The following is a 26,343-nucleotide window of genomic DNA, read 5'->3' as shown; positions in this document are numbered from 1 at the left end:
TGGAATACTGGATCGTCCGGTCAAGCCGGACGATAGTGGGGCCGCCCCGAACGCGGGGAAGTGAACGCGCCTGCCTTGATACCGGCCAAAGCCGGCATCACGTTTGTTAGACCGTGTCCAGGGATTGCCGCATGTTTCGGTGCATCATCGCCTGCCTGATCGCCCTGTTCGTCGGCACAAGCGCCGCCACCGCCCAGTCGCGGCGGCAGATCGACGCCACGCCGTTTGCGCACGCGCCCTGCAGCGTGCTCGATGGCCAGCCGTGCACGCCGTCGTTCTGCAGCGTGTTCAATGATGGTCCGTGCATTCCCGAGATCGATTATCCCACCGGACAGAACCTGCAACTCACGATCGAAAGCGTGCCGCCACCGGACCAGGCCGCGAAATACCGCAAGCCCGACCACGATCTCGATACGATCGGGGACCTGTTTGCGGCGTTGCGCTCGTGCTGGTCGCCGCCGCCACCCGATATGGCGCGCGAAGGCATGCAGATGTCGGTCCGCTTCAGCTTCAAACGGACAGGCGAAATCATCGCCGCCCCCCGCGTGACCTACGCCACGGCCGGCATCCCCAGCGACACCCGTGACACCTATCTGAAAGCGATCAACGCCTCGCTTTCGGCCTGCATGCCTCTCAAATTCACCGGCGGATTGGGCGGCGCGCTGGCAGGCCGGCCGATCGCCATCCGCTACGTCGACAATCGCGACCTCGGTCGTCAGGCCGGCAAACCGTGAGGCGCCTCTTGGCGCATTGCGCACCAAGCCCGTAAAATGATACGCGAATAGACGAGGAAATCAGCCGAGCAACGGGAGCGACATCATGGGACTGCTGGTGATGATCCTGGGTTTGCTCCTGTTCTTCGGTGTCCACACGCTCACCACCCAGCGAAAGCTCCGCGCACAGGTGATCGCCGCGACCGGCGAGGGCGGCTACAAGATCGGCTATTCGGTGGCCTCGCTCGTCGGCCTGGCGCTGATCATCTGGGGTTTTTCCAAATATCGCGCGACCGGCTGGATCGACGTCTGGACCCCGCCGACGGCGTTCAGGCACATCGCGGTCGCCCTGATGCTGCCCGCCGTCATCATGGTGGTTGCGTCCTATATCCGCGGCCGGATCTATACGACGCTCAAGCATCCGATGCTGACGGGCATCAAGCTGTGGGCCGCGACGCATCTGCTCGCCAACGGCGATCTCGGCTCGATCATCCTGTTCGGCTCGTTCCTCGCCTGGGCGGTTTTTGACCGCATCTCGCTGAAATCCCGTACCGACGCCGGCGCTCCGCCGATTCCCGTCGGTGGCCCCGGCAACGACCTGATCGCGATCGCGGTCGGCCTCGTCGCCTATCTGGCGCTCGCATTCGCGTTCCATCCGGTCGTGATCGGCGTCCCCGTGGTTGGAGCCTAGCATGTCTGTTCAGTCGGCCATCAAGCGCAAGACCGCGCCGGACATCCGCGCGCGCAAGAACGGCGACCCGATCGTGATGCTGACCTCCTACCACGCGCATACCGCAGCGCTGGTCGACCGGCACTGCGACGTCATCCTGGTCGGCGATTCCCTTGGCAACGTCATGCACGGTTTCGAGACCACCGTGCCTGTCACCCTCGATATGATGATTCTGCAGGGACATGCAGTGATGCGCGGCTCGCAGCATGCCCTGGTCGTGGTGGACATGCCGTTCGGTTCCTACGAGGCCTCGAAGGAGCAGGCGTTTCATTCCGCGGTGCGGATATTGAAGGAGACCCATTGCGGCGCGGTGAAGCTCGAAGGCGGGGTGCGAATGGCGGAAACCGTCGCCTTCCTGTCCGAGCGCGGGGTGCCCGTGATGGGCCATATCGGACTGACGCCGCAATCGATCAACACGCTCGGTTCGTTCCGCGCGCAAGGGCGTGACGAGGGCAGCTGGGACCCGATCCTGAATGATGCCCAGGCGATCTCGGATGCCGGGGCGTTTTCGGTCGTGGTCGAGGCGGTCGCCGAGCCGCTGGCGCGCAGGATCACTGAGACCATTGCTATCCCCACCATCGGCATCGGCGCCAGCGTCGCCTGCGACGGGCAGGTGCTGGTGCTGGAGGACATGCTCGGCCTGTCGCCGCGGACGCCGAAATTCGTCTGCCGCTACGGCGAGCTCGGCCCCGCGATCGAAGCCGCGGTACAGGGCTATGCCAGCGACGTGCGCTCGCGCGCTTTCCCGGGGCCCGAGCACGTCTACGAGATGAAAAAGAACTAAGGGGCGCGCCATGGACTGGTCGCAGCACTCCATTCCGGCGATGCGGCTCGAGCCCCGCTTCGGCGACCGTGTTGTTCCGGCCTTTTGTGAGCGGCCCAACAGTATTCCCGCGATGGTGGCGGACGCGGTGGCGCGGAACGGCGATGGCGAGGCCCTGGTCTGCGGCGACGCGCGGCTGACGTGGCGCGAACTCGCGCAGCGCTCGGCGCAGATCGCGGCGGGTTTTGCCAAGCTCGGGCTCAGGCGCGGCGATCGCGTCGCGGTGCTGCTCGGCAACCGGACCGAGTTCGTGCTGACGATGCTGGGCGCGGCGCATGCCGGGCTGGTGACGGTGCTGCTGTCGACGCGCCAGCAAAGGCCCGAGATCGCCTATGTGCTCACCGATTGCGGGGCGCGGCTGCTGGTCCACGAGGCAGCACTCGCCGACCGCGTGCCGGATGCGGTCGACATTCCCGAGGTGGCGCACCGGATCGCGGTCGACGACGATCCCAATCGCTCACGCTTCTCTGAACTCGCCGACAACGCGCCGATGACGGCGCCGGTCGAGGTCGGCGAAGAAGACACCGCGATGATCCTCTATACGTCCGGCACCACGGGCAAGCCCAAGGGCGCCATGCTCGCCCATTGCAACATCATCCATTCGGCGATGGTGTTCGTGTCGTGCCTGAAGCTGACCGAAGCCGATCGCTCGATCGCCGCGGTGCCGCTCGGCCACGTCACCGGCGTGGTCGCCAACATCATGACCATGGTCCGCTGCGCCGGCGCGCTGATCGTCATGCCGGAGTTCAAGGCGGCCGAATATCTGAAGCTGGCGGCGTGCGAGCGCGTCACCTACACCGTGATGGTGCCGGCGATGTATAATCTCTGCCTGCTGCAGCCGGATTTCGACAGCTACGATTTGTCGAGCTGGCGGATCGGCGGTTTCGGCGGCGCGCCGATGCCGGTCGCCACCATCGAAAAGCTCGACCAGAAGATTCCCGGACTGAAGCTGGCGAACTGCTACGGCGCGACCGAGACGACGTCGCCCTCGACCATGATGCCCGGCGAATTGACCGCCAGCCATATCGACAGCGTCGGCCTGCCGTGTCCGGGCGCGCAGATCGTGGTGATGGACGCCAATGGGCGCGAACTGCCGCGCGGCGAGATCGGCGAAATCTGGATCCACAGCGCCTCGGTCATCAAGGGCTACTGGAACAATCCGAAAGCGACCGCCGAAAGTTTCACGGCCGGCTTCTGGCGTTCCGGCGACCTCGGCTCAGTCGATGCCGAGAACTTCGTCCGCGTCTTCGATCGCCAGAAGGACATGATCAATCGCGGCGGCTTGAAGATCTATTCGGCGGAGGTCGAGTCGGTCCTTGCCGGTCATCCCGATGTGATCGAGAGCGCGATCATTGCCAAAGCGTGCCCGGTGCTGGGCGAGCGCGTCCATGCCGTCGTGGTGACCCGAAACGAGGTGCAGGCCGAGACGATTCGTGTTTGGTGCGCGAAACGGCTGTCCGATTACAAGGTGCCGGAAACCATGGATATCAGGCTGGAGCCGCTGCCGCGCAACGCCAACGGCAAGGTGATGAAGCGCCAGCTCCGCGACGCGCTCTTGGCGCAGATATCGGCGGCATCGCGGCTGTAAGAGAATACCCGGCGCCTGCTACCGAGGCTGTTTAGGTTTGGGATAGTGGCGGTCAACGACGACCGCGTCGGGATGCGACACGATCGTCATGAACCAGACCAGGCTGACAGCCAGCGACCAAAACGTATTCCAGTAGACCCAGTTCATTTTCCTGCCCGCCCAACAATTTAGCCGCAGATCAGGCAGAAGCTCTGCCCACGAACTCATCTAGGTAGACAGGCACATCGTATCCTTCAATGTCGCATCGGCAGCGAATTTCTGTCGCGATCGCCTTGGACAAATCGTCGCTCCAGTGTTCCAGCGTGTTGAAGGCGACCACCTCGACCGGGTCGCTGAATCGTCCTGCCAGAAGATCGGTGATCACGGTTTCGATGTCGGCATGCTCGGTCTGCCGGACAACGCCCTGCGGCCCTGAACCTTCCACGACCAGATAGATCGTCCGGTCGGCGCCGTACGGCACTGCTTGAGGAAATCCGCGCATTGCCCGATCTCCGTTGAATGGAGAATCAATTGATACGCAGGTCAAAAGTTCCCATGACGGACCAATGCGCGAGAAAGTATGCATGTGGTTGTGGCCAGCGTCACCAATCGCCGGTTCATCATGAAAGCGCTAAAGTTTTGGCGCGCTACCCTTGGGGCTGGAGCCGTCGCCCGGACCCGCGGCGATCGCCGCGCCGTCGATTGCCGCGGCGCTAAGCAATTGCTTGAGGTCGAGCAGGGTGAATTGTGCGATGCCGACGCGGTTCGCTGGCGTGCCGGGCACGAGCTGGACGCTCAACACGCCGTCACAGTTCGCGCCCTTGGCGTCAGCGAGAAGGGCACTCGGATCCTTGGCCTTGGTCTGCGCGCGTTTGACCACCGCCACGCAACTGCCGCGAACCGTGTCGCCGTTGAGCTTGACGGCGGCCTTCGGGTCCAGCGGCTTGTCGATCGCTTCCAGCGCAGTCGCTTCCTTGTATTTGCCGCCGACCGACATGATCGAGCCCTTACGGTAAATGTAGTACAGATGCTGATCGCCGACGATGGTGGGCACCCCGTATTTGCCCATGACTTCCTTGATCATGTCAGCCTTCGACGGCTGCTGGTCCTGCGCGAAGGTCAGGTTGCGCGCGACGAAGTAGGCGCGGTTGGCGCTGGCCGGCGAGGAGAAGCTGGTGGAGAGCATCTCGCCGTTCTGCTTCGGACCGGCGAGTAGGCTGAAACTCAGTGCGGCGACATAGCTGGCGCCGCCGATTTTTTGCTGCTGGATGTCGGTCTTGGTATCGGTGCGGCCCCTGAACAGGGAATCAAACACGGCGCGTGCGGATTCAGCGGTCGATTCGTTCGATATCCCCAGAATGTCGGGGCGGAGTTTACCGGAAAATGCCGTCTCTGGCGTCCTGGGCTTGATCTCGTCGGCCAGCGACGCCGCGGGCAGGCAGGCCACCCCGAGGCCCATGGCAAGCATTGAAACCAGCGCATGGCGAGGCATGAAACACCCGGAAAATCGGAAACGAACCAGTACGGAAGCGAACGGGATTACGCCAAACTTTGAACCGCGATGTCAACATGGCCGGCCGGTTTGACAGGCGGATAAGGTACGCTGTTAACGCTTTGATCCACCTCGCTTTGCCTTGCCACCGCCATACCGATAGGCTACGTCGCGGCGATGCGGGGGGCGGGCGCAGCATGCTGCCGCCCGGCTACGGTTCCCCGGCCATGGGATGTCCTTAAGTGTCTGAATTATTTGACGAAGTAGACGAGGAGGTCCGCCGCGATCAGCTCAAGGAGCTGTGGGACCGATACTGGCTTTATATCATTGCCGCGATGATTCTGATCGTCGCCGCCTTGGGCGGCTGGCAAAGCTACAAATATCTGGAGGCCAAGAAGGCGACCGAGGCGGGCGCTGCGTTCGACAAGGCCGTCGAGCTTTCTGAAGCCAACAAGCACGCCGAAGCTGAAGCCGCCTTCGCCGATCTCGCCGCCAAGGCGCCATCCGGCTATCGCGTACTGGCTCGGTTGCGGATGGCGACCGAAGTGGCGAGCCGCGATCCGCAGGCCGCGGCCAAGCTGTTTGATGAGATCGCCGCCGATCGCAGCGTCGGCACCGCCGAGCAGGATCTGGCGCGGATTCGCGCCGCGCAGCTGCTGCTGGAAAGCGCCGGCTATGCCGACATGAAATCGCGCCTCGAAGCCGCCGCTGCGCCGGGGTCGACCTTCCGCCACACCGCGCGCGAATTGCTGGCGCTGTCGGCATGGCGCGCCAATGACGCCGCGGCGACGCGGCAATGGCTGGATGCGATCGCCAATGACGGAGAAACGCCGCCGAGCCTGCGTTCGCGCGCCGAAGCGCTGCAGGCCCTGCTGCCGCCGGTCGCCAAGAGCTGACGCGTGCCAACGGATTTGAGTGGGAAACCCAGTATGCGCCGCCCGCAACGTTTGATCGCAACCGCCGTCCTCATCGCGCTGTCGGGCGCGCTGGCGGGTTGTGGCAGCACGGCCGGTTTCGACCCGTCCGACCTGCTCGACTTCCTCGACACCAAGAAGAAGCTGCCCGGCGACCGCAAGCCGGTGTTCCCCGAAGGCGTCCCGGGCCTGGAACAGGGCGTGCCGAAGGATCTCTACCGGGGCGCCCGCCAGCAGGACGACCCGAACGCGCAGGCCGCCGCCGCGCCTCCGCCGGTGGAAGAGCCTAAAGCCAAGCGCGGTGCGAAATCCAAGGGCAAGCAGGCGGCGGCACCGGCCGACGCGGCGCCCGATGAGGAAGGCAGCACCGCCGCCGCGCCGCCGGCGCCCAAGCCCGCCAAGATCGTGCGCAAGCGCACCACCGCACCGCCGCCGGACCAGTCGTCCGCGCCCGCGCAGTCGCCGCAGCAATCCGCATTCCCGGCCCCAATGCCGAGCGGTACGTTCACGCGCTGATTCATTTTTATCGTTCGGTTGACACGCCCTGCGAAAAGGGCGTCTGGATTATTTATGTCCTTTACGATCGCCATCATCGGCCGCCCGAATGTGGGCAAGTCGACGCTGTTCAACCGGCTGGTTGGGCAAAAGCTTGCGCTGGTCGACGATGCGCCCGGCGTCACCCGCGACCGCCGCGAGGGCAACGCGCGTCTCGGCGACCTCGACTTCACCGTGATCGACACCGCCGGCCTCGACGAGGGCGCCAAGGGGTCGCTCACCGCACGGATGCAGGAGCAGACCGAGACTGCGATCGGCCTCGCGGACGCTTTGATGTTCGTGATCGACGCGCGCGCCGGCCTGACGCCGAACGATCGTACCTTTGCCGATTTCGCGCGCCGCGCCAACAAGCCGGTGGTGCTGGTCGCCAACAAGAGCGAGGGCAGGCATGGCGAGATTGGCGCGATGGAATCCTACGCGCTGGGACTAGGTGATCCCATCCAGATTTCCGCCGAACACGGCGAGGGCATGAGCGATCTCTACGATGCCCTGCGCGTGCTGATGCCGGAGCCGGTCGAGGAGAGCGAGGAGTTCGACGACGATGACATCATCTTTTCCGATGAAGAACTCGCGCAGCGTCCAATCCGCGTCGCCATCGTCGGCCGTCCCAATGCCGGAAAATCCACGCTGATCAATCACCTGCTCGGCGAGGAGCGGCTGCTGACCAGCGCCGAGGCCGGCACCACCCGCGATTCCATTTCGGTCGAGATCACCTGGCAGGGCCGCGAGTTTCGCGTGTTCGATACCGCAGGCTTAAGGCGGCGCTCGCGGATCGAGGAGAAGCTGGAAAAGCTGTCGGTGGCGGATGCTCTGCGCGCGGTGCGCTTTGCCGAAGTCGTCGTGATGATGATGGATGCGCAGAACCGGTTCGAGGAACAGGATCTGCGCATCGCCGACCTGATCGAGCGCGAGGGGCGGGCGATCGTGCTGGCGGTCAACAAATGGGACCTGATGGAACGCAAGACCCATCTGATCTCCGCGCTGCGCAGCGATGCCGATCACTGGCTGCCGCAGATGAAGGGCGTTCCGATTGTCGCGGTATCCGGCCTGATGGGCGAGGGCATCGATCGCCTGATGACCGCGATCCAGGACGCCTATGCGGTATGGAACAAGCGCGTGCCGACGGCCACCCTCAATCGCTGGTTCGAGCAGGCGGTCGACGCCAACCCGCCGCCCGCGGTCTCTGGCCGGCGGCTGAAGCTGAATTACATTACCCAGGCCAAGGCCCGGCCGCCGAGCTTCATTCTGTTCTGCTCGCGCGCGGACGCCGTGCCGCAATCCTATTTGCGCTATCTCACCAACTCGATGCGCGAGGCGTTCGACCTGCCGGGCACGCCGATCCGGATCACGCTGCGCGAAAAAGCCAATCCGTTCGCCCACAAGCGCAAGCGGCCGTCATGAGCGAGGCGGCGTCCGCGCAGGCTGGCGAGACGCCGCCGGCGCGCAGCGGCGCGGCGGCCTTCATCTTCGTCACCATCCTGCTCGATATGCTCGCGCTCGGCCTGATCCTGCCGATCCTGCCGAAGCTGGTCGAAGGTTTTGTCGATAACGATACGGCGACGGCAGCGCGGATTTTTGGGCTGTTCGGCACCGCCTGGGCGCTCATGCAGTTCCTGTTTTCGCCGATCCTCGGCGCGCTGTCGGACCGGTTCGGCCGGCGGCCGGTGGTGCTGCTGTCGAACTTCGGACTGGCGCTGGATTATGTGCTGATGGCGCTGGCGCCGTCGCTGCTGTGGCTGTTCATCGGCCGGGTGATCTCGGGCATCACGTCCGCGAGCATCTCCACGGCGTTTGCCTATATCGCCGACGTGACGCCGCCGGAGCGGCGCGCGGCCGTGTTCGGCAAGATCGGCGCCGCGTTCGGTGCCGGATTCATTCTCGGCCCTGCCGTCGGTGGGCTGCTCGGCGGCATGGATCCGCGGCTGCCGTTCTGGATCGCGGCGGGCTTGAGCTTTGCGAATACGCTCTATGGCTGGCTGATCCTGCCCGAGTCGTTGCCGCCGGAACGCCGCGCGCCGTTTCGCTGGAAAAGCGCCAATCCGCTTGGCGCGCTGCATCTGTTGCGCTCGAACCGGATTCTCGCCGGGCTGTCGCTGGCGAATTTCTTCGGCCAGGTCGCGCATGTGGTGCTGCCGTCCACCTTCGTGCTCTACGCGACCTACCGCTATGGCTGGGACACCACGACGGTCGGGCTCACGCTGGCCCTGGTCGGCGTCTGCGCCATGGTGGTGCAGGGCGCGGGCGTCGGCCCGATCGTCAAACGGTTCGGTGAGCGGCGCGCGCTGCTGCTGGGGCTTGCCAGCGGTGCGTTGGGATTCTTCATCTATGGCGCGGCCCCGACCGGGCCGCTGTTCTGGCTCGGCATTCCCGTGATGGCGTTGTGGGGCGTGGCGGGTGCCGCGATCCAGGCGCTGACGACGCAACTCGTGGCGCCCGATCAGCAGGGCCAGTTGCAGGGCGCGACCAACAGCGTCAACAGCATCGCCCAGATGCTGGGGCCGTTTCTGTTTACGCTGACCTTTGCGTATTTCATCAGCGATCAGGCGCCCTTCAAGATGCCGGGCGCACCGTTCCTGCTGGCGGCGGGATTATTGGGATTGGGCCTGTTGATCGCGTGGCGCACGCTTAAAAAGTAGGGTGGGTTACGCCTGCGGCTAACCCACCCTGCTTTTCTTACTTCTTCAGCAGCGGGCAGTCGCTGGTTTCAAGCGGCTTGGCCGCATCTTCCGGCGCGATCGTGGCGATCTGCTTGTAGTAATCCCACGGTCCCTTCGACTCCTCGGGCTTCTTCACCTCGAACAGATAGGCCGGGATCAGGCGACGGCCGTCGGCGCGCAACGGGCCCTTGCCGAACAGCGTGTCATCCGTCGGCAATTCCTTCATCTTGGCGACGACCTTGGCGCCGTCATTGGGATTGCCGCCGAGCGCTTCCATGGCCTTCAGATAATGCAGCACCATGGCGTAGTTGCCGGCCTGCGTCATCGAGGGCATCGCGTTCTTGCTGGTAAGCGAAGCAAAGCGCTTCGACCAGGCGCGCGTCGCGTCGTTCATGTCCCAGTAGAAGGATTCGGTGAACGTCAGGCCCTGCGCGGTCTTCAGGCCCAGCGAATGCACGTCGTTGATGAACAGCAGCAGCGCGGCGAGCTTTTGGCCGCCCGCGACGACGCCGAATTCCGCCGCCTGTTTGATCGAGTTCGTGGTGTCGCCGCCGGCATTGGCCAGCCCGATGACCTTGGCCTTGGAAGCCTGCGCCTGCAGCAGGAACGAGGAGAAATCGGCGGTGTTGATCGGGGCCTTGACGCCGCCGAGCACCTTGCCGCCATTGGCGGTGACGACGGCCGAGGTGTCGCGTTCCAGCGCATGGCCGAACGCATAGTCTGCGGTCAGGAAGAACCAGCTGTCGCCGCCGGCCTTGGTCAGCGCCTTGCCGGTGCCGTTCGCCAGCATGTAGGTGTCGTAGGTGAAGGAGATCGTGTTCGGGGTGCAGGCCTTGCCGGTGAGGTCGGCGGTCGCAGCACCCGAGTTGAGCAGAACCTTGTTCTTCTCCTTGACGAGGTTGTTGACGGCCAGCGCCACGCCCGAATTCGGCGTATCCGCGATGGCGTCGACCTTGTCATTGTCGAGCCATTGCCTTGCGATGTTGACGCCCACATCCGGCTTGTTCTGGTGATCGCCGGAGACGACGTCGATCTTCCAACCCTTCTTGGTGAGGCCGGAATCCTCGATCGCCATCTTGATCGCAACGACCGAGTTGGGGCCGCCGATGTCGGCATACAGGCTCGACATATCGTTGAGCACGCCGATCTTGATGGTCTTTTCCTGGGCCATCGCCGGCGCAGCGAGGCCGAGCGCGGCAAGTGCCACAGAAGTGGCGAAGCGCCGCGCAAATCGTTTAGTCATGGTATTCCCTCCAGAATGTTGTTCGCCGGCTCTCTTTTTGGAACCTGCCAGCTGCCCCTGCGATAGTATTTCTAGCCTGCGGGGGCAATCCGCCTAACGTAGCGCGTCATCGTGGCGCGTCGGAGTTCTGCCTGAAAATTGGCCAGTCACGGTACCATTGTCCCGTTTTGGCACCGTTCGTGTTGGCCCAAGGAACTCGGCGCCGCCCGGGTCGCCGGACCGGTCCTACAACGATAAATGGTCAATCACGCCGGCGGATGAAAGCTCATCAGCGTGCGTGTCCTGTAGTCGTACAACTTACCCGTCTCGGTCCATTCCGGCGCACACATCGGCACGATGAATTCCGCTGCTTGTTCCGGCGTATCCAGCGTGGTCGGGTCTTCGCCGGGAAAGACGCTGGCACGCATGCGGGTGCGGATCGGGCCGGGGCTGAACAGATTGACGCGCAGTTTCGTGCTCACGGTCTCGTTGGCCCAGGAGCGCGCCAGCGTGTCGAGTGCGGCCTTTGACGCGGCATAGGGCCCTTGATAGGCGTTCGCCTTGCTGGCGGCTCCCGAGGTGACAAACACGGCGCGTCCGGCGTCCGAGACCCTCAGCAGCGGGTCCATGCAGCGGATGAGCTGGAAGTTCGCGGTGACGTTGATCGCCATCACGTCGTTCCACGGCTTCAACTCGATATGCCCGAGCGGCGAGGACGGGCCGGCGATGCCGGCATTGCCGACGAGGATGTCGAGCTTTCCGTGGCGCTCGTGCAGCGCCGCGCCGAGACGTGCGATGCCGTCGAAATCGGTGAGGTTGAGCGGCACCAGCGTGGCGCTGCCGCCGTCTTTGCGGATCTCGTCGTCGAGCTCTTCCAGCCCGCCTTGCGTGCGCGCGACCGCAACGATGTGCGCGCCGGCTTTTGCTAGTGCGCGCGCGGCGGCATAGCCGATGCCGCGCGAGGCGCCGGTGATGAGCGCGATGCGGGAGGCGAGGGGTTTGGTCATGATCTAGGCCTTCGTCATGCCCGGCCTCGTGCCGGGCATCCACGTCTTTGCGGCGGGTTTTACAGACGTGGATGGCCGGGACAAGCCCGGCCACAACGGAAAATGACTAGATTAATCGCCGCAATGCGCCGTCAGCTCGCCTCCGCCAGCAGCGACAATTGCCGGGGCTGCGGCTCCACCTGGGTCTGGTCGGTGAGGTGCGTCGGATAAACGCCGGTAAAGCAATGATCCGAGAACTTCGGATTGGCCGGATCGCGGCCGGGTTCGCCCATGGCGCGGTACATGCCGTCGATCGACAGGAACGCCAGCGAGTCCGCGCCGATGATCTCGCGCATCTCTTCGAGCGAATGGGTGGCCGCGAGAAGTCCGCCGCGGTCCGGCAGGTCGATGCCGTAATAGTCGGGATACAGGATCGGCGGCGAGGCGAGGCGGAAATGCACTTCGCGGGCGCCGGCGTCGCGCATCATGCGTACGATTTTCTTCGACGTGGTGCCGCGCACGAGGCTGTCGTCGATCAGGATGATGCGCTTGCCTTCGATCGCGGCGCGGTTGGCCGCATGCTTCATGCGCACGCCGAGTTCGCGCACGCTCTGGGTCGGCTGGATGAAGGTGCGGCCGACATAGTGGTTGCGGATGATGCCGAGTTCGAACGGCACGCCGGAATGCTGGCTGTAGCCGACCGCGGCCGGCACGCCGGAATCCGGCACCGGCACCACGACGTCGACCTCGACATGGCTTTCGCGCGCCAGCTGGGCGCCAAACGCCTTGCGGACGTCATAGACCGCGCGGCCACCGACGATGGAATCCGGCCGCGCAAAATAGATGTATTCGAAGATACAGGGCCGCGACGGCTTGGGCGGGAACGGCTTGTGGCTGTGCGCGCCGGCTTCGTCGAACACGATGATCTCGCCGGGCTCGATGTCGCGGACATATTTGGCGCCGATCATGTCGAGCGCGCAGGTTTCCGACGTCAGGATCGGGCGGCCGTCGAGGTCGCCGAGCACCAGCGGGCGGATGCCGAGGGGATCGCGGGCGCCGACAAGCTTCTTGTTGGTCATCGACACCAGCGCATAGGCGCCCTCGATCGCGCGCAGCGCTTCGATGAAGCGATCGATGAAGCGGCCGCGCTTCGACTGCGCCACCAAATGCAGGATCACTTCGGTGTCGTTGGTGGATTGCATCAAGGCGCCGTTGCGCACCAGTTCGCGGCGCAGCGTCAGACCGTTGGTGAGGTTGCCGTTATGGCCGACCGCGAAACCGCCGGCATTGAGTTCGGCGAACAGCGGCTGCACGTTGCGCAGGATGTTGCCGCCGGTCGTGGAATAGCGCACATGGCCGATCGCGAGGTTGCCGGGAAGGCGCTCGATCACCTCGCGGCGGGAGAAGGCGTCGCCGACCAGGCCGAGCCGCTTCTCCGAGTGAAACCGCGAGCCGTCGAAGGAGACGATGCCGGCGGCCTCCTGGCCGCGGTGCTGCAGAGCGTGCAGCCCGAGCGCGGTGACGGCGGCGGCTTCGGGGTGGCCGAAAATACCGAACACGCCGCATTCCTCGCGTAGCGTGTCGCCTTCGAGATCGTCCTGCAACTCGATGCCGAGATTTAAATCAAGATTCAAATCAGGATTCGGATCGAGTTGGCCGGCGGGATCGGAAGGGTTTTGCATCGCGTCCATCGCCTCTCTATCGTGGCCTTAAATTAGCGGCCTGCAGGTTTCTCGATCAGCTTTTTAAGGCCGTCGCGGGCAGGCTTGCTATAGCCATCGCCGGACGCAGGGGCTGCCTGGTCGGCGTCAGTTTGGTCGTCTTCAGGTTTATTCTTCTTGAATCGCTTTAAGATGGTGTTCTCGGGGTCGTCCGGCAAGAGCGACATTAACCAATCCCCGGTTCCCTGCAGGACCACACGGGATTTTGCACCGGTGATCCAGTCCGGGCGCTGCTTGTCCGGCACCAGCCAGCTGAAGAACAGAAATGCGACCACGACGATCAAAAGGCCGCGGCCCAACCCAAAGAGGAATCCGAGCGTGCGATCGAGCGCGCCGATCCGCGAATCCAGGATCATGTCGGAGATTCGGACCGTGATGACCGACACCACGATCAGCGTACCGATGAACGTGCCTGCGACGACTGCCACGGCTGCGGCCGTATCGTTGCCGATATAGGCTTTTGCGGTCGGCAACAGTTTTGCGAAGGCGTACAGCGTCACCAGCGCCGCCGCGCCCCATGCCGCGATCGACAGGATCTCGCGCATGAAGCCGCGCACCATCGCGAGCAGCCCCGAAATCAGCATCACTCCGAGCAGGACGAGATCGAGTATCGTTATCGGCATCGGCTGGTCAGGTCCGCTCGTAAATCCTTCAAGCAGCGAATCGGCGGCTCGGGATCACCCCAAGTGAGGGGCTGACGGCGTATCCCGCAAGGCCGGATATCGCGCCATTCCACCCGCCTTTCGCGCGGGTTGTATAGCGGCGAGGGCGGGGCGCGTCACGCCGCTTTAGCTGGTTTCACGACGGAATCGCGACGGTGTGGCATTTTTCTCCGTCATCCCCTCGCGATTGGCGTTCCGCTCGCCGGCGCCTGCGTTTCGGGGCGTGCCGCGTGCCGCGATATCGGCAACCAGGCTGGTCAGGCCGCCGATGCTGTTCAGTATCAGCCCACCGTCGCCGCCGATCTCGCCACGGGCCGATTCGGGCAGAACGGCGCGGCCAAATCCGAGTTTCGCGGCCTCCTTCAGCCGGGCGGACGTCTGCGCCACCGGGCGGACCGCGCCGGATAGTGAAATTTCACCGAAATAAACCGCATCCGTCGGTAACGGCGCGTTCACCAAGGATGAAACCAGTGCGGCGGCGGCCGCCAGATCGGCCGCGGGCTCCTGAATGCGCAGGCCGCCCGCGACATTCAGATAGACGTCGTAGCCGGACAGCTTGACCCCGCAATGGGCCTCGAGCACCGCCAGCACCATCGCCAGCCGGCTCGTATCCCAGCCCACCACGGCCCGCCGCGGCGTGCCGAGCGTGGTCGGCGCCACCAGCGCCTGCAGTTCCACCAGCACCGGGCGGCTGCCTTCCATGCCGGCGAACACCGCGGTGCCTGGGCTGCCTAGGTCGCGTTCGGACAGGAACAATTCGGAGGGGTTGGTGACCTCGCGCAGGCCGAGGCCCGTCATCTCGAACACGCCGATTTCATCGGTCGGCCCGAAGCGATTCTTCATCGCGCGCAGGATGCGAAAATGCTGCGAGCCTTCGCCCTCGAACGACAGCACCGCGTCGACCATGTGCTCGACCACGCGGGGACCGGCGATCTGGCCGTCCTTGGTGACATGCCCGACCAGGATGATCGCAGCACCTGATTTCTTGGCGAATCGAATCAATGCCTGCGCCGAGGCGCGGACCTGCGTCACCGTTCCCGGCGCCGATTCCACCGTGTCGGTCCACATGGTCTGGATCGAATCGATCACGATCAGGCGCGGCACCGCGCCCTCCGACAGCGTCGAGACGATATCCTCCACCGAGGTCTCGGCGGCAAGCTGCACCGGCGCGTCCGCGAGCCCCAGCCGCTCCGCGCGCAGCCGCACCTGCGCCACCGCCTCTTCGCCGGAGATATAGACCGCGCGATGCCCGGCGCGCGCCATCATGCTGGTGGCCTGCGTCAACAGCGTCGACTTGCCGATGCCGGGATCGCCGCCGACCAAGAGCACCGAGCCGCGCACGAACCCGCCGCCGGTGACGCGATCGAGCTCGGCCATTCCCGACGACAGCCGCGGCGCGTCGTTGCTTTTCCCGGTCAGCGATTCCAGCGCAAACGTCCGCCCGCGGCGTTTCGAGCGGATCGACACCGGCACGCTGCCGCTGGTGTCCTCCTCCGTCAGCGTGTTCCACTCGCCGCAGGACTCGCACTTGCCCTGCCAGCGATTATACGCCGCGCCGCAGTTCTGGCAGACAAAGGAGAGGGTGGATTTGGCCATGGAGGGAGTGAGTCTCGGTGAAACGGGTCGGACTCATAGCACGAAAAGAAGCAACGTATCAGGACGCAACACCTCCGCACGTCCAAATCCCGACCGGCTGCTCCAGCCCGCGAATGCTCTGCGCCGGCCGTTCGACGAGCACCGCAAAATCTTCGTTCGAATGACCGGTCTCCGTCCGCGCCCGTTGCACCAGCGCGTCGCTGGCGATGATGGCGCAACCGAGTTCGCGGGTCAGTGCTTCGAGCCGGCTCGCCGCGTTCACGGTGGTGCCGATCACGGCGAATTCGAGCCGGTTGAGACCGATGTCGCCGAGCACCACCTCGCCGTAATGCAGTCCGACGCTGGCCTGGATCGGCGGCTCGTTGCGGCGGCGGCGCTCCCGGTTCAGTTCGTCAATCGAGGCGATCATGCCTCTCGCGCAACGCAGGGCGTTCAGCGCGTCGTTATCGCCGGTGAACGGCGTGCCGAACGTCGCCATCAGGCCGTCGCCGAGATATTTGTCGAGCGTGCCGCCGTGCCGGAACACTTCGCGCTCCATCCGCTCATGGAATTGCCGCAGCGTGCCGATGACCTCCGACGGGTCTCGACCGTCGGCATAGGTGGTGAACCCGACGATATCGGCAAACAGCACCGCGACGTCCTGGGTGTGAACGCGTGTCAGCGGCTCGTCGTTGACGGACAATTGCTCGACGACGTTGGGCGAGAAATAGCGCGCGAGATTGGCGCGCTCGCGTTCGATCCCGGCGTGGCTGATCAGCAGCGCATTGGAGCGGCGCACCGCCAGCGCCAGGATCGCGGCGACGATGATGAACACCGTGACCTGCTGAAAGCGGGTGCCGAAGCCGATCGACGACGGATCGATGATCGCGAACAGCCGTACATCCGCGCCGACCGCCTCCCTGACCCGCGCCGAGAGTGCCGCATGGCTGGCGGGCTGCAGCCAGGCCCAGCCGACGGCCGCCGCCCACAGGACGGCGGTCCATCCGCCCATCGCGAGCACCGTTCGCCACGAATAGGCCAGCGTCGCGGTCGCCAGGAAAATAAAGAAATAGATGAAGCTGTCGAACCGGAATTGCATCCCGATCGGCCAGTTTACGTCGCTCCAGGGATTGGGCACCACGGCGAGAAAGGTCAGCAGCGCCAGATCGCAAATGATCAGGAACACCTCGAGCGGCGAACGGCCGACTTTGCCGACCTTGAGCTGGGCCCAGCCGATCAGGGCAAAAAAGCCCAGCATCAGGATGTAGTAGATTACGTCCCAATTCGGATTGATGATCGGCAGGGTGACGGCGGTGACAGCCAGCGCCGCCCAGCGCGCCCTGACGGCGAGCAGCAGGCCCTCGCGCTTGCTGTCGACAAGGGCCGCTTCAGCGAATTTCAGCGCATCCTGCCGGGCGTCGGTTCGCCCGGACGGCCGGTCGCCGGCGTAGGGGATGTCAGTTGTTTCCGTCATCGCGCTCAAGACATATCCTCCCCGAGAACCGGACCATGCAAACGTGCACCGGGGTTATATCGGATTGGTGCGGCGAGGGTCAGGCCGTACCGAACACGATCAGGACCTGCGTTCAGGAAGACGCCGTCCACAGCAGGAAGATGCCGGCGGCAATCATGATGCCGTCCATCAGCAACCGGAAGATGTCGGGCTCGAGCTTCAGCACGAAACGCCTGGCGATGAACGCGCCGAACATCAGCGTGGAGCCCGCGATCAGGCCCTTCACCGCGATGTCCGCCGTTAGCGCGCCGAAGCGTTCGAACGTCACGGATTTGCTCAGATAGAGTCCGAGAGAACTCGCCGCTTCGGTGGCGAGAAATGCGCCCTTGTTCAGCCCGTAGAACAGAAACAGCGGCACGCTGAGCGGACCGGTGGACACCACGATGCCGGTGAGATAGCCGATCACGGCGCCGCCCACCGCCAGGTGCCAGAGCTGCGCCTTGAGTTGATGCCGCGCCAGCCAGTGCCGCACCGGCACCATCACGATCAGGAACAGCCCGATCGCGATATCGACCGTGTGCGACGGCAGCACCAGAAGCGTCCGCGCGCCGAGCGCCGCCGCCGGAATTCCCGTGGCGGAATAGGCGAGGCACGCCCGCCAGTCGACCTCGCGCCACCAGGCGAGAATACGCGAAAAATTTGCCATCACGGCCGCGACCGCCATGATCGGCACGGCCTCCTTCGGCCCGTACTGATAGACGAGCACCGGCATCAGCATGATCGACGAGCCGGTGCCGACGATGCCGGAGATGGTGCCGGCGAGCAGGCCGATGATGAGGACGAAGAGGAAACCCAAGGAGATCACAACAGCGGAATCGGGCCGCGATGGTAGCGGGAATCGCGCGTCGCGACATCGGTGCGGTCCTACAAATGTCATTGCCAATTGTGACTTTGCTCACATTTTTTGCCGCCGATTTCTGCGAGGTTTGTCGCCGGACGGAATCTTGGCTGATGGAGTGATCGGCAGCGCAAATTTCGCCAGTGCCGGTCGCCGCAAAAAGGGGAGACCGCTGTCATGGAGAAAGCACACGCGACCTTCTTCTCGACTTATCTGAGTGGGTTCAAGCCGAACCTGGCCGCCCTGATCGTCGGCGGCGTGACCACCGCGACCGCGGTGTTCGCCATGATCACCCAGGCGAATACCGCCGTTCCGGTGATTCTCAAGACCCTCAATCTCGCCGGTTGCCGCACTTCCGACGTCTATCTCGGCACGCAGAGCGATTTCAAAAAGGAGGGCAGCGTCTGGCGGGAATACCCCGCCGGGAGTGCCTCCCCTCGCTACGAGTTCATGGAGATCAATCGCACCTATGCGAAGATCGTGTTGCGCAACGTCACCCCGCGTGACGACACGCCGGATTGGAGAACGCTGACGGTTCACCTGCCGACGTGCGGCGGCGACGCCACGCTGAGCGAGGGACGTCCCGAGCGCTCGATCGTCCTGCAGGAGGTCTGGCGTCCGCGGGATACCTGATGCTCGGCGCCGGTGACGGCTACCGACGGCAAGAAACCTCTGGCGTTCGCGCGCGACCCAGGCCACCGCAGCGCACACCTGCCGGCTGGCGGCGGCGGTCAAAGCTGCTAGGATCGCGTCAAAATAGCAGACCGGAGGACCGCCATGGATGCCGTGACCCCGCAGGGCGCGCAGACCGCTGACACCCATTCCCATCTCGTGCGCCCCGCCAGCATGGAGTGGCAGAAGACGCGCTTTCCCGGCTGCGAGGCCAAGACGCTGCTGTTCGACCGCAAGACCGGCCTGATGACCGCGCTGATGAAGTTTGCGCCGGGCGCGGTGCTACCCGACCACGAGCATGTCAATATCGAGCAGACCTATGTGCTCGAAGGCTCGCTGGTCGACAAGGAAGGCCCGGCGCAGGGCATCGAATGCAAAGCCGGCGAATTCATCTGGCGCGAGGAGGGCAGCCGCCACGTCGCCTGGTGTCCGCAAGGCGGGCTGATGCTCGCGATCTTCCAGGTGCCGAACAAATTCTTCGAGGCCGACGGCCGCGTCATCGACGCCGCCGGCGAGGATTGGGACGCGGCTTGGGGCCACACCCGAAAAGGTTGACTGCCGCTATCCTCCACCCGGATCAAGGCGGCGCTTGCTCCGGTATCCGCCGTCCCCTGATCTGCCGGTTAAGCCTTGTTTAGGGGCGGGCCGGTACCGTGCCGCGATTTGGTGGTGCCGGGGATATCGATGTCGCTTTTCCATGCTTCGGACCGGATTCCGCCTGGCCTCGATCGGCAGGCGGCCGGCATCCGGCTCTTGCCGTTTCTATACGGGCTGACGCTGTTCGTCTCGGCGCTGCTTCTGTTTTCGATCCAGCCCATGTTCGCAAAGATGGTGCTGCCGAAACTCGGCGGTGCGCCGGCCGTCTGGTCGGTCGCGATGGTATTCTTTCAAACGGTCCTGCTGGCCGGGTATGCCTACGCGCATTTGCTGAACCGCCTGTTGCAATCGCGCCGGGCCGCGATGTTCCATATGGCGCTGGTCGGGCTGACGGCGATGGCGTTGCCGATCTCGATCGCTCCGGGATGGTCTGCGCCGCCATCCGAAGGAACGGCGCTCTGGCTGTTCGGACTGTTCGCCTGCTCGATCGGCCTTCCGTTCTTCACGCTGTCGGCGAGCGCGCCGCTGCTGCAAAGCTGGTTTGCCGCCAGCGGGCACCGGCAGGCGGGTAACCCCTACGTGCTCTACGCCGCGTCCAATCTCGGTTCGTTTGCCGCTTTGTTCGCTTACCCGATCGCGATCGAGCCGCTGCTGACGCTGAAGGCGCAAGCGGCCGGCTGGTCGTTCGGATTTGCGGGCTTTGTCCTGCTGCTGGCCATCGCCAGCCTGTTCACCTCCGGCGCAGTGCCGGCCGCTGCGCCGGCTTCGGCGCAGGACGAAGCGGGGGCAGGCGCCGTGCAGCGAATGCGCTGGATCGGGCTGGCCGCGGTGCCCTCCGGCCTCGTGATCGCGGTTACGGCGCATCTGACGACCGATATCGCCGCCGCGCCGTTCCTCTGGGTGCTGCCGCTCGCGATATACCTGCTTACTTTCGTCGCCGTGTTTCGGGAGCGGCCATGGATCGCACATGCCAACGTGGTCCGATTGGTTCCTTTCGTCGTGGCGCCGCTCGCGGTGAGCCTGATCGGCGGCGACAAGGTGTTCTGGCTGACCGTGATTGCCCTCAACCTCGTTGCGTTCGCGCTGCTGACGCTGATGTGCCATGGCGAACTCTACCGGCGTCGTCCAAGCCCGCGGCGACTGACGGAATTCTACCTCTGCACTTCGCTAGGCGGCGTGCTCGGCGGTGCGTTTGCGGGCCTGCTGGCGCCGCAGCTGTTCAACGACAATTACGAATATCCCATCCTCGTCGCGCTGGCGGTGCTGTGCATGCCGGGGTTCTTTGCCGGGGGCATCCGCAAGGCGGCGACGGAACTCTGGCCGTGGCTTCTGCCCAGTGCGGTCCTTGTACTTGCCTGGTGCATGATCCGGCCGCAACTATCCGCGGCGCTGGAGCTGCCATTTCAAGCGGGGCTCGCGCTGCTGGCGGCTGCGATGTTGTTTCAGCGGCAGAAGATGACGCGCTTCTTCGCCCTCGTGGTTCTGAGCTTTGTCTTCACCGGCCTTTGGCGACCCGGGATGGCGCCGATCGAGACGGCCCGCAGCTTCTTCGGTGTCCACCGGGTGGCCGACGTTTCCGGAGGCAAAGCGCGCATTCTCTATCACGGCACCACGATCCATGGCGCCCAGCGCCTGCGCAATGACGACGGTACGGCTGTCGTCGGTTCGCCGAGCCCGTTAACCTACTATTACGCGCAAGGTCCGCTGGCCGAGGCGATCGATGTCGCACGCATGACCCATGGCGCCCTCGGGCGGGTCGCCGTCGTCGGGCTCGGCACGGGATCGCTGGCCTGCCATCGCAAGGCCGGCGAGCAATGGACGTTTTTCGAGATCGATCCCGAGGTGATCCGCATTGCGCGGGATCCGCGCCTGTTTACCTTCCTGTCGAACTGCGCAGCGGATGCAACGGTCGTCGCCGGCGATGCGCGATTGACGCTGGAAGCCTCGCCCGACCGTTATGACCTGATCGTGCTGGATGCGTTTTCGTCCGATAGTATTCCGGCGCATCTGCTGACCCGCGAGGCGATGGCGGGATACCTCGCCAGACTCTCGCCCGGCGGGGTCATTGTCGCGCACATTTCCAACCGCCACCTCGATCTCGCGCCCGTGGTCGCCAACGTCGCGCAATCCCTGGGGCTGGTCAGCTTCCTCCGTGAAGACGACCAGGCGGGTGAATTCATGACGACATTCGCGTCAAACGCCCGGGTCGTGGCAATGGCGCGCTCGGCCGATGATACGGGACGCGTCGCGGAACAATGGAGGCCGCTGTTTCCGGATCCCAAGAGTTCGTTGTGGACGGACGATTATTCCAACATTCTCGGCATCATGCTGCGCATGAAATTCGGCTGGTAGGGCCGCGTGAGCGGTTACTTCAGCACGATCCACGCCGGCGCGTGATCGCTGGCGCCTTCCTCGCCGCGCACCTTGCGATCGACGCCGGCTTTCAGCAGGCGCGGCGTGAGCTGTGGGCTCAGCAACAGGTGATCGAGCCGTAGGCCCGCGTCGCGCGGCCAGCGGTTGCGCTTGTAATCCCAGAACGTGAACATCGGTTTTGACGGATGCAGCGTGCGGATCGCGTCGGTCCAGCCCTGGTCGAGCAACGCCTTGAACGCGGCGCGGCTCTTCGGCTGGATCAGCGCATCCTTGTCCCACGATTTTGTCGGATAGATATCCGACGCGGTCGGCGCGACATTGTAGTCGCCGGCCAGCACCACCGGGAGATCCTGCTTGAGCAGTTTGGCGGCGTGCGACCGCAGCCGCTTGAACCAGGCGAGCTTGTAGTCGAATTTCGGTCCGGGCTGCGGATTGCCGTTCGGCAGATAAAGACTGGTGATGAGGACGCCGTTGACGGCGGCTTCGATGTAGCGCGCCTCGTGATCCTCGCGGTCGCCGGGTAGCGCAGTTCGCGTCAGCACCGGCTCGGTCTTGCGCGCCAGAATCGCAACGCCGTTCCAGGTCTTTTGTCCGTGCCACACCGCACCGAAGCCGGCCTTCTCGATCGCCGCCATCGGGAACTCGGCATCGGTCGATTTCAGTTCCTGCAGGCAGACGACATCGGGCTTGGCCGCGCGCATCCAGCGCAACAGGTTCGGCAGCCGGCGGTTGATATTATTAATGTTGAAGGTCGCGATCTTCATGTAGAGCTAGGGCATGGTCCGGAAAAGTGGACACCGGTTTTCCGAAAAGATCATGCTCAAACAAAAGATCGGATCATGATGCGATTCCGCCAAATCGTATCATGATCCGTCATCATCATGCGTGCTGAAATCTGGAGTCTCCATGTCGAAACTGCGCTTCGCCGTTCTCGTGCTCGCCATCGGATGCTCCGGATCCGCGTTTGCCCAAAGCGGCGACGGGCGTGGCGCATGCGCGTCGGACTATGCCAAATTTTGCGCCGGCACGTCGCCCGGCGGCGGCCGCGTCGTCGCATGCCTGAACAAGCAGCAGAACCAGCTCAGCGACCCCTGCAAGAAAGTATTGGCCAGCCGGAAGGCGAAGTAGGGCGCGCCCCGGCATGGAGCCGCCGCAAGCATGCACCGGATCAGGTCGGCTCGGCAGCCGGCTCAACCGGAGCCGGAGGCTCCACCGTGGCATCACCGCCTTTGTAGATCCGCGCGTAACGCCGGCCGAGGCTGGTCATCACTTCGTAACCGATAGTGCCGAAATGGTGGGCGAGTTCGTCGACGGTGATGCCTTCGCCGATCAGCGTCACCATGTGGCCGCGCCGCACGAGACTCTTGTCGAGATCGGTGACGTCGACGGCGATCAGATCCATCGAAATCCGCCCCGCGATCGGGCAGCGCCGGCCGGCCACCACCACTTCGGCGCCGCGGGTGCCGTCATTGGAGCTGGCGGCGCGGAAATAGCCGTCGGCGTAACCTGCGGAAACGATCGCGATCCGGGTCGAACGCCGCGCCGTCCAGGTGCCGCCATAGCCGACGGTATCGCCGCGTTCGATGTTGCGGATCTGCACGATGCGCGCCTTCAGTTCGACGACCGGCTGCATCGGGTTGTCGGATTCGGGCGTCGGGTTGATGCCGTACAGCGCGCAGCCTGGCCGTACCAGGTCGAATACGAATTGCGATCCCAAGAAAATACCGGACGAATTCGCCAGCGACGCCGGCACGCCGGAAAACGCACTCGCGATCTCGCGGAAGGCGGCGAGCTGGCGGGCGTTGGCGGGACTGTTGAGCAGCTCGGCGGAGGCGAGGTGGCTCATGACCAGCGTGATGCCGTGGTCGCCGGCATTGATGCGCGGGATGAGCCCCTCCGCCTCGGTGATGGTCATGCCCAGCCGGTTCATGCCGGTGTCGATATGGATGGCCGCGCCGCCCGACCAGCCCGAGCGGCGGCAGAACACGTCCCATTCGGCGAGCTGGTTGAGGTCGCCGATCACGGGCTTGCAGTCGATTTCGGCGTAGGCCTCGCCGGTATTCTGGAAGAAGCCGCTGAGCACGTAGATTGCGGCCTGTGCCGGCACTGCCGCGCGAACCACGCGGGCCTCATCGGTCGTGGCGACGAAAAACGTCTTGCAGCCTGCGCGGGAAAGCGCGCCGGCGACCTGCGCGGCGCCGCAGCCATAGGCGTTGGCCTTGACGACCCCGGCGCATTCGGCGGGCACCGCCGTTTTCTCGAGCTTGCGCCAGTTGGCGACGATGGCGTCGAGATCGACCGTCAGCACGCCGGTGGCGGTGGCGGGCGGCGCCTGGTTGGCCTCGGACGAGAGCGGGGTGGCGTGCGGAACGGATTTGGGGTCGGGGGCGATGTTCATCGCCACATTTTAGATTGTTTTCCAGCGAAGTGGAAAGCGGTTCGCGCCAAGAAAACGCATCAAAACAACAATCCGCAGCCCCGTCCGATTCAATCGGAACGCAAAAGGCTCCAGGCGGCGGAACGCGGCGGTTCGACCGCCGCTCGCCTCAATAGCTTCGGTCGGGTATGTGACCGTCCTGCGCGAGATCGCTGAAGCGCGTGAACTGGCCTTCGAACTGCAGGTCCACGGTGCCGGTAGGGCCGTGACGCTGCTTGGCGATGATGACTTCGGCCTTGCCGTGCACCAGCGACATGTCGAGCTGCCACTTCTCGTATTCCGGGGTGCCGATCCGCGGCTCCTTGTTCTGCAGGTAGTATTCCTCGCGGTACACGAAGATGACGACGTCGGCGTCCTGCTCGATCGAGCCGGATTCGCGCAGGTCCGACAATTGCGGCCGCTTGTCGTCGCGGCTTTCGACCTGGCGCGACAGCTGCGACAGCGCGATGATCGGAACGTTGAGCTCCTTTGCGAGCGCCTTGAGCCCGGTGGTGATCTCGGTGACTTCCTGCACGCGGTTGTCGGACTTCCTGCCCGAGCCCTGCAGCAGCTGGATGTAGTCGATGATGATGAGGTCGAGGCCCTTCTGGCGCTTCAGCCGCCGCGCCCGCGCCGTGAGCTGCGAGATCGACAGGCCGCCGGTTTCGTCGACATAGAGCGGCAGCGACTGCAGTTCGATCGAGTAGTCGCGGATCTTTTCGAAATCGGCCTCGCTGATGCCGCCGCGGCGGATCATGCTGGAGGAGATGCTGGTCTGTTCGGCGAGAATACGGGTGGCGAGCTGCTCGCCGGACATTTCGCAGGAGAAGAAGCCGACGATGCCGCCATTGACGGACTTCATCGTGCCGTCGGTCTGGACCTCGGAGCGGTGTGCCTTGGCGATGTTGTAGGCGATGTTGGTGGCCAGCGACGTCTTTCCCATGCCCGGGCGGCCGGCGAGGACGATCAGGTCGGAGGCCTGCAGTCCGCCCATCTTGGTGTCGAGGTCGCGCAGGCCGGTTGCGATGCCTGACAGGCTGCCGTCGCGCTGGAACGCCTTGGCGGCCATGTCGACCGCGGTCGTGAGCGCCTGCGAGAAGCGCTGGAAGCCGCCGTCATAGCGGCCGGATTCGGCGAGTTCGTAGAGCTGGCGTTCGGCGTCTTCGATCTGCGTGCGCGGGGTAAAATCCACCGGCGCGTCGAAGGCGACGTTGACCATGTCCTCGCCGATCCGGATCAGGTCGCGGCGCAGCGACATATCGTAGACGGTGCGGCCGTAGTCCTGCGCATTGATGATCGTGGTGGCCTCGGCTGCGAGGCGTGCCAGATATTGCCCGACCGTCATGCCGCCGATATCGGTGTCGGCCGGCAGGAAGGTTTTCAGCGTGACGGGGGTCGCCACCTTGCCCATCCGGATCAGGCTGCTGGCGGTATCGAAAATGGTCTGGTGCAGCGGCTCGAAGAAGTGCTTCGATTCCAGAAAGTCGGAAACCCGGTAGAACGCGTCGTTGTTGACGAGAATCGCGCCCAGCAGGCTCTGCTCCGCCTCGATGTTGTGTGGCGCGCTCCGGTAAACCGGAGTTCCTGGATCGGGAGCGAGTTTCAGGACGTTCGAATCAGTCAGAGCCATGGTGTCAGGTTATGCTCGTGATTTTTGGTGTTGCCAGCAATTCCGAAGAGGGGCGGCGATAAAGCGCCTGTCGCGGGCAAAGCGGAAGCGAAAGCTCTGCGCTATGCACCGTTCTTCTAAAATGTGGATGACTGCAGCGGGCCAGCGGCGCCGCGCTTGACGGGCTTTCGGCCAAAACGCGGCGATATCCGCGCGCTTTTGCGCAAAATGCCACCTGAAATCTTAGCAAGGCCTGAACCTTACCGCGACTTCGGCAGACCTACTCGAATGTCCGGGGAACTTTCCGGCAGCGTCTTAAGCGTTGGTCAAACCAGGATCAGGTAGACGAACGCAAACAAGGTCGCGCCGATCCCGATGCCGATCAGGGCATAATCGATCCTGATGTCGGAATCGAAAGGCGCTGGGTAAGTCTGCTGGTTCATGGCGGTATTTCTACGGTAGGCCGCCGGGAGCCTCTGTGAAGTAGATCACATCGAGGGTGGTTTCTTCGCCGCAGAATGAAGTGGTTAAGAAATCGGGAACGGGCTGGCGACTATCGAGTTGCCAAGCATAACGGACCGGAAGGGCAGGCGATGGGTCAGCAAATCCAGGGATGGCGATCGGCGAGCAGCCAACGTTCGTGGCTGTCGCGACTGATCGAGACGATGGAAGCGATTTCCCGCCCTGAACTGCGCGTTCCCTGTGATG

Annotated in this window: 25 protein-coding genes; 12 read left to right on the top strand and 13 right to left on the bottom strand. The window is 64.3% G+C overall.

What is annotated here, in order from left to right; all coding sequences use genetic code 11:
- The first annotated feature begins 131 nt into the window (after positions 1–131).
- From QUH67_RS20330 to QUH67_RS20315, 4 genes are all read left to right on the top strand, one after another.
- On the top strand, positions 132–734 hold the full coding sequence (locus QUH67_RS20330) for a hypothetical protein (protein ID WP_300940682.1): 603 nt from the start codon (positions 132–134) through the stop codon (positions 732–734).
- A gap of 85 nt (positions 735–819) precedes the next feature.
- Positions 820–1,404: an NnrU family protein gene (locus QUH67_RS20325; protein WP_300940680.1), complete on the top strand. Its 585-nt coding sequence runs from the start codon at positions 820–822 to the stop codon at positions 1,402–1,404.
- Position 1,405: 1 nt separating this feature from the next.
- Entirely contained in the window at positions 1,406–2,227 is an 822-nt protein-coding gene (gene panB / locus QUH67_RS20320; protein ID WP_300940679.1) for a 3-methyl-2-oxobutanoate hydroxymethyltransferase, read from the top strand.
- A 10-nt stretch (positions 2,228–2,237) separates the two neighbouring features.
- Positions 2,238–3,854: a class I adenylate-forming enzyme family protein gene (locus QUH67_RS20315; RefSeq protein WP_300940678.1), complete on the top strand. Its 1,617-nt coding sequence runs from the start codon at positions 2,238–2,240 to the stop codon at positions 3,852–3,854.
- An 18-nt stretch (positions 3,855–3,872) separates the two neighbouring features.
- Here QUH67_RS20315 and QUH67_RS20310 read toward each other — a convergent pair whose 3' ends face one another.
- From QUH67_RS20310 to QUH67_RS20300, 3 genes are all read right to left on the bottom strand, one after another.
- Entirely contained in the window at positions 3,873–4,001 is a 129-nt protein-coding gene (locus QUH67_RS20310) for a hypothetical protein (RefSeq protein WP_300940677.1), read from the bottom strand.
- A gap of 31 nt (positions 4,002–4,032) precedes the next feature.
- Positions 4,033–4,335, bottom strand: coding sequence for a hypothetical protein (locus QUH67_RS20305; RefSeq protein ID WP_300940675.1), 303 nt, complete (start codon positions 4,333–4,335; stop codon positions 4,033–4,035).
- Between the two features lie 129 nt (positions 4,336–4,464).
- Positions 4,465–5,325, bottom strand: coding sequence for a hypothetical protein (locus QUH67_RS20300; RefSeq protein WP_300940674.1), 861 nt, complete (start codon positions 5,323–5,325; stop codon positions 4,465–4,467).
- A 242-nt stretch (positions 5,326–5,567) separates the two neighbouring features.
- Between QUH67_RS20300 and QUH67_RS20295 the strand changes: the two genes are divergently transcribed.
- The 4 genes from QUH67_RS20295 to QUH67_RS20280 are packed head-to-tail and all read left to right on the top strand — an operon-like array spanning position 5,568 to position 9,430.
- Positions 5,568–6,221: a tetratricopeptide repeat protein gene (locus tag QUH67_RS20295; RefSeq protein ID WP_300940672.1), complete on the top strand. Its 654-nt coding sequence runs from the start codon at positions 5,568–5,570 to the stop codon at positions 6,219–6,221.
- A gap of 33 nt (positions 6,222–6,254) precedes the next feature.
- Positions 6,255–6,755, top strand: a complete 501-nt coding sequence (locus QUH67_RS20290; RefSeq protein ID WP_300940671.1) for a hypothetical protein — start codon at positions 6,255–6,257, stop codon at positions 6,753–6,755.
- 54 nt (positions 6,756–6,809) lie between these two features.
- Entirely contained in the window at positions 6,810–8,195 is a 1,386-nt protein-coding gene (der, locus tag QUH67_RS20285) for a ribosome biogenesis GTPase Der (RefSeq protein ID WP_300940669.1), read from the top strand.
- Entirely contained in the window at positions 8,192–9,430 is a 1,239-nt protein-coding gene (locus QUH67_RS20280) for a TCR/Tet family MFS transporter (protein WP_300940668.1), read from the top strand. The genes der and QUH67_RS20280 overlap by 4 nt, the downstream gene beginning before the upstream one ends.
- A gap of 37 nt (positions 9,431–9,467) precedes the next feature.
- Here QUH67_RS20280 and QUH67_RS20275 read toward each other — a convergent pair whose 3' ends face one another.
- From QUH67_RS20275 to QUH67_RS20245, 7 genes are all read right to left on the bottom strand, one after another.
- Positions 9,468–10,694: an ABC transporter substrate-binding protein gene (locus QUH67_RS20275; RefSeq protein ID WP_300940666.1), complete on the bottom strand. Its 1,227-nt coding sequence runs from the start codon at positions 10,692–10,694 to the stop codon at positions 9,468–9,470.
- Positions 10,695–10,939: 245 nt separating this feature from the next.
- Positions 10,940–11,680 (bottom strand): SDR family NAD(P)-dependent oxidoreductase, encoded by a 741-nt coding sequence (locus tag QUH67_RS20270; RefSeq protein ID WP_300940665.1) that lies wholly within the window; start codon positions 11,678–11,680, stop codon positions 10,940–10,942.
- A 131-nt stretch (positions 11,681–11,811) separates the two neighbouring features.
- A complete protein-coding gene (gene purF, locus QUH67_RS20265; protein ID WP_300940664.1) occupies positions 11,812–13,350 on the bottom strand; it encodes an amidophosphoribosyltransferase in 1,539 nt (512 codons plus the stop codon).
- Positions 13,351–13,373: 23 nt separating this feature from the next.
- Positions 13,374–14,003 (bottom strand): CvpA family protein, encoded by a 630-nt coding sequence (locus QUH67_RS20260; protein WP_300940662.1) that lies wholly within the window; start codon positions 14,001–14,003, stop codon positions 13,374–13,376.
- A 165-nt stretch (positions 14,004–14,168) separates the two neighbouring features.
- Positions 14,169–15,638, bottom strand: coding sequence for a DNA repair protein RadA (radA, locus tag QUH67_RS20255; RefSeq protein ID WP_300940661.1), 1,470 nt, complete (start codon positions 15,636–15,638; stop codon positions 14,169–14,171).
- A gap of 58 nt (positions 15,639–15,696) precedes the next feature.
- Positions 15,697–17,091, bottom strand: a complete 1,395-nt coding sequence (locus QUH67_RS20250; RefSeq protein ID WP_300940659.1) for an adenylate/guanylate cyclase domain-containing protein — start codon at positions 17,089–17,091, stop codon at positions 15,697–15,699.
- 112 nt (positions 17,092–17,203) lie between these two features.
- Positions 17,204–17,926, bottom strand: a complete 723-nt coding sequence (locus QUH67_RS20245) for a sulfite exporter TauE/SafE family protein (protein WP_300940658.1) — start codon at positions 17,924–17,926, stop codon at positions 17,204–17,206.
- Positions 17,927–18,145: 219 nt separating this feature from the next.
- Here QUH67_RS20245 and QUH67_RS20240 point away from each other — a divergent pair, with 219 nt between their 5' ends.
- The 3 genes from QUH67_RS20240 (at position 18,146) to QUH67_RS20230 (ending at position 21,589) form a co-directional block, all read left to right on the top strand.
- Positions 18,146–18,601, top strand: coding sequence for a hypothetical protein (locus QUH67_RS20240; RefSeq protein WP_300940656.1), 456 nt, complete (start codon positions 18,146–18,148; stop codon positions 18,599–18,601).
- Between the two features lie 144 nt (positions 18,602–18,745).
- Positions 18,746–19,195: a cupin domain-containing protein gene (locus QUH67_RS20235; RefSeq protein WP_300940654.1), complete on the top strand. Its 450-nt coding sequence runs from the start codon at positions 18,746–18,748 to the stop codon at positions 19,193–19,195.
- A gap of 129 nt (positions 19,196–19,324) precedes the next feature.
- On the top strand, positions 19,325–21,589 hold the full coding sequence (locus tag QUH67_RS20230) for a spermidine synthase (protein ID WP_300940653.1): 2,265 nt from the start codon (positions 19,325–19,327) through the stop codon (positions 21,587–21,589).
- A 14-nt stretch (positions 21,590–21,603) separates the two neighbouring features.
- Here QUH67_RS20230 and xth read toward each other — a convergent pair whose 3' ends face one another.
- On the bottom strand, positions 21,604–22,374 hold the full coding sequence (gene xth, locus QUH67_RS20225) for an exodeoxyribonuclease III (RefSeq protein WP_300940652.1): 771 nt from the start codon (positions 22,372–22,374) through the stop codon (positions 21,604–21,606).
- 142 nt (positions 22,375–22,516) lie between these two features.
- Here xth and QUH67_RS20220 point away from each other — a divergent pair, with 142 nt between their 5' ends.
- Positions 22,517–22,738: a cysteine rich repeat-containing protein gene (locus QUH67_RS20220; RefSeq protein WP_300940651.1), complete on the top strand. Its 222-nt coding sequence runs from the start codon at positions 22,517–22,519 to the stop codon at positions 22,736–22,738.
- A gap of 40 nt (positions 22,739–22,778) precedes the next feature.
- Here the strand turns inward: QUH67_RS20220 and alr are convergent, their stop codons facing one another.
- Both alr and QUH67_RS20210 read right to left on the bottom strand, forming a co-directional pair.
- Positions 22,779–24,008 (bottom strand): alanine racemase, encoded by a 1,230-nt coding sequence (alr, locus tag QUH67_RS20215; RefSeq protein WP_407080338.1) that lies wholly within the window; start codon positions 24,006–24,008, stop codon positions 22,779–22,781.
- Between the two features lie 148 nt (positions 24,009–24,156).
- Positions 24,157–25,656 (bottom strand): replicative DNA helicase, encoded by a 1,500-nt coding sequence (locus QUH67_RS20210; protein WP_300940650.1) that lies wholly within the window; start codon positions 25,654–25,656, stop codon positions 24,157–24,159.
- Positions 25,657–26,343 lie beyond the last annotated feature (687 nt).

The sequence above is a fragment of the Bradyrhizobium roseum genome, from assembly GCF_030413175.1.
Classification (GTDB): domain Bacteria; phylum Pseudomonadota; class Alphaproteobacteria; order Rhizobiales; family Xanthobacteraceae; genus Bradyrhizobium; species Bradyrhizobium roseum.
Note: the sequence above shows the minus strand (reverse complement) of the source record. Positions and strands in the feature narration are given on the sequence as shown.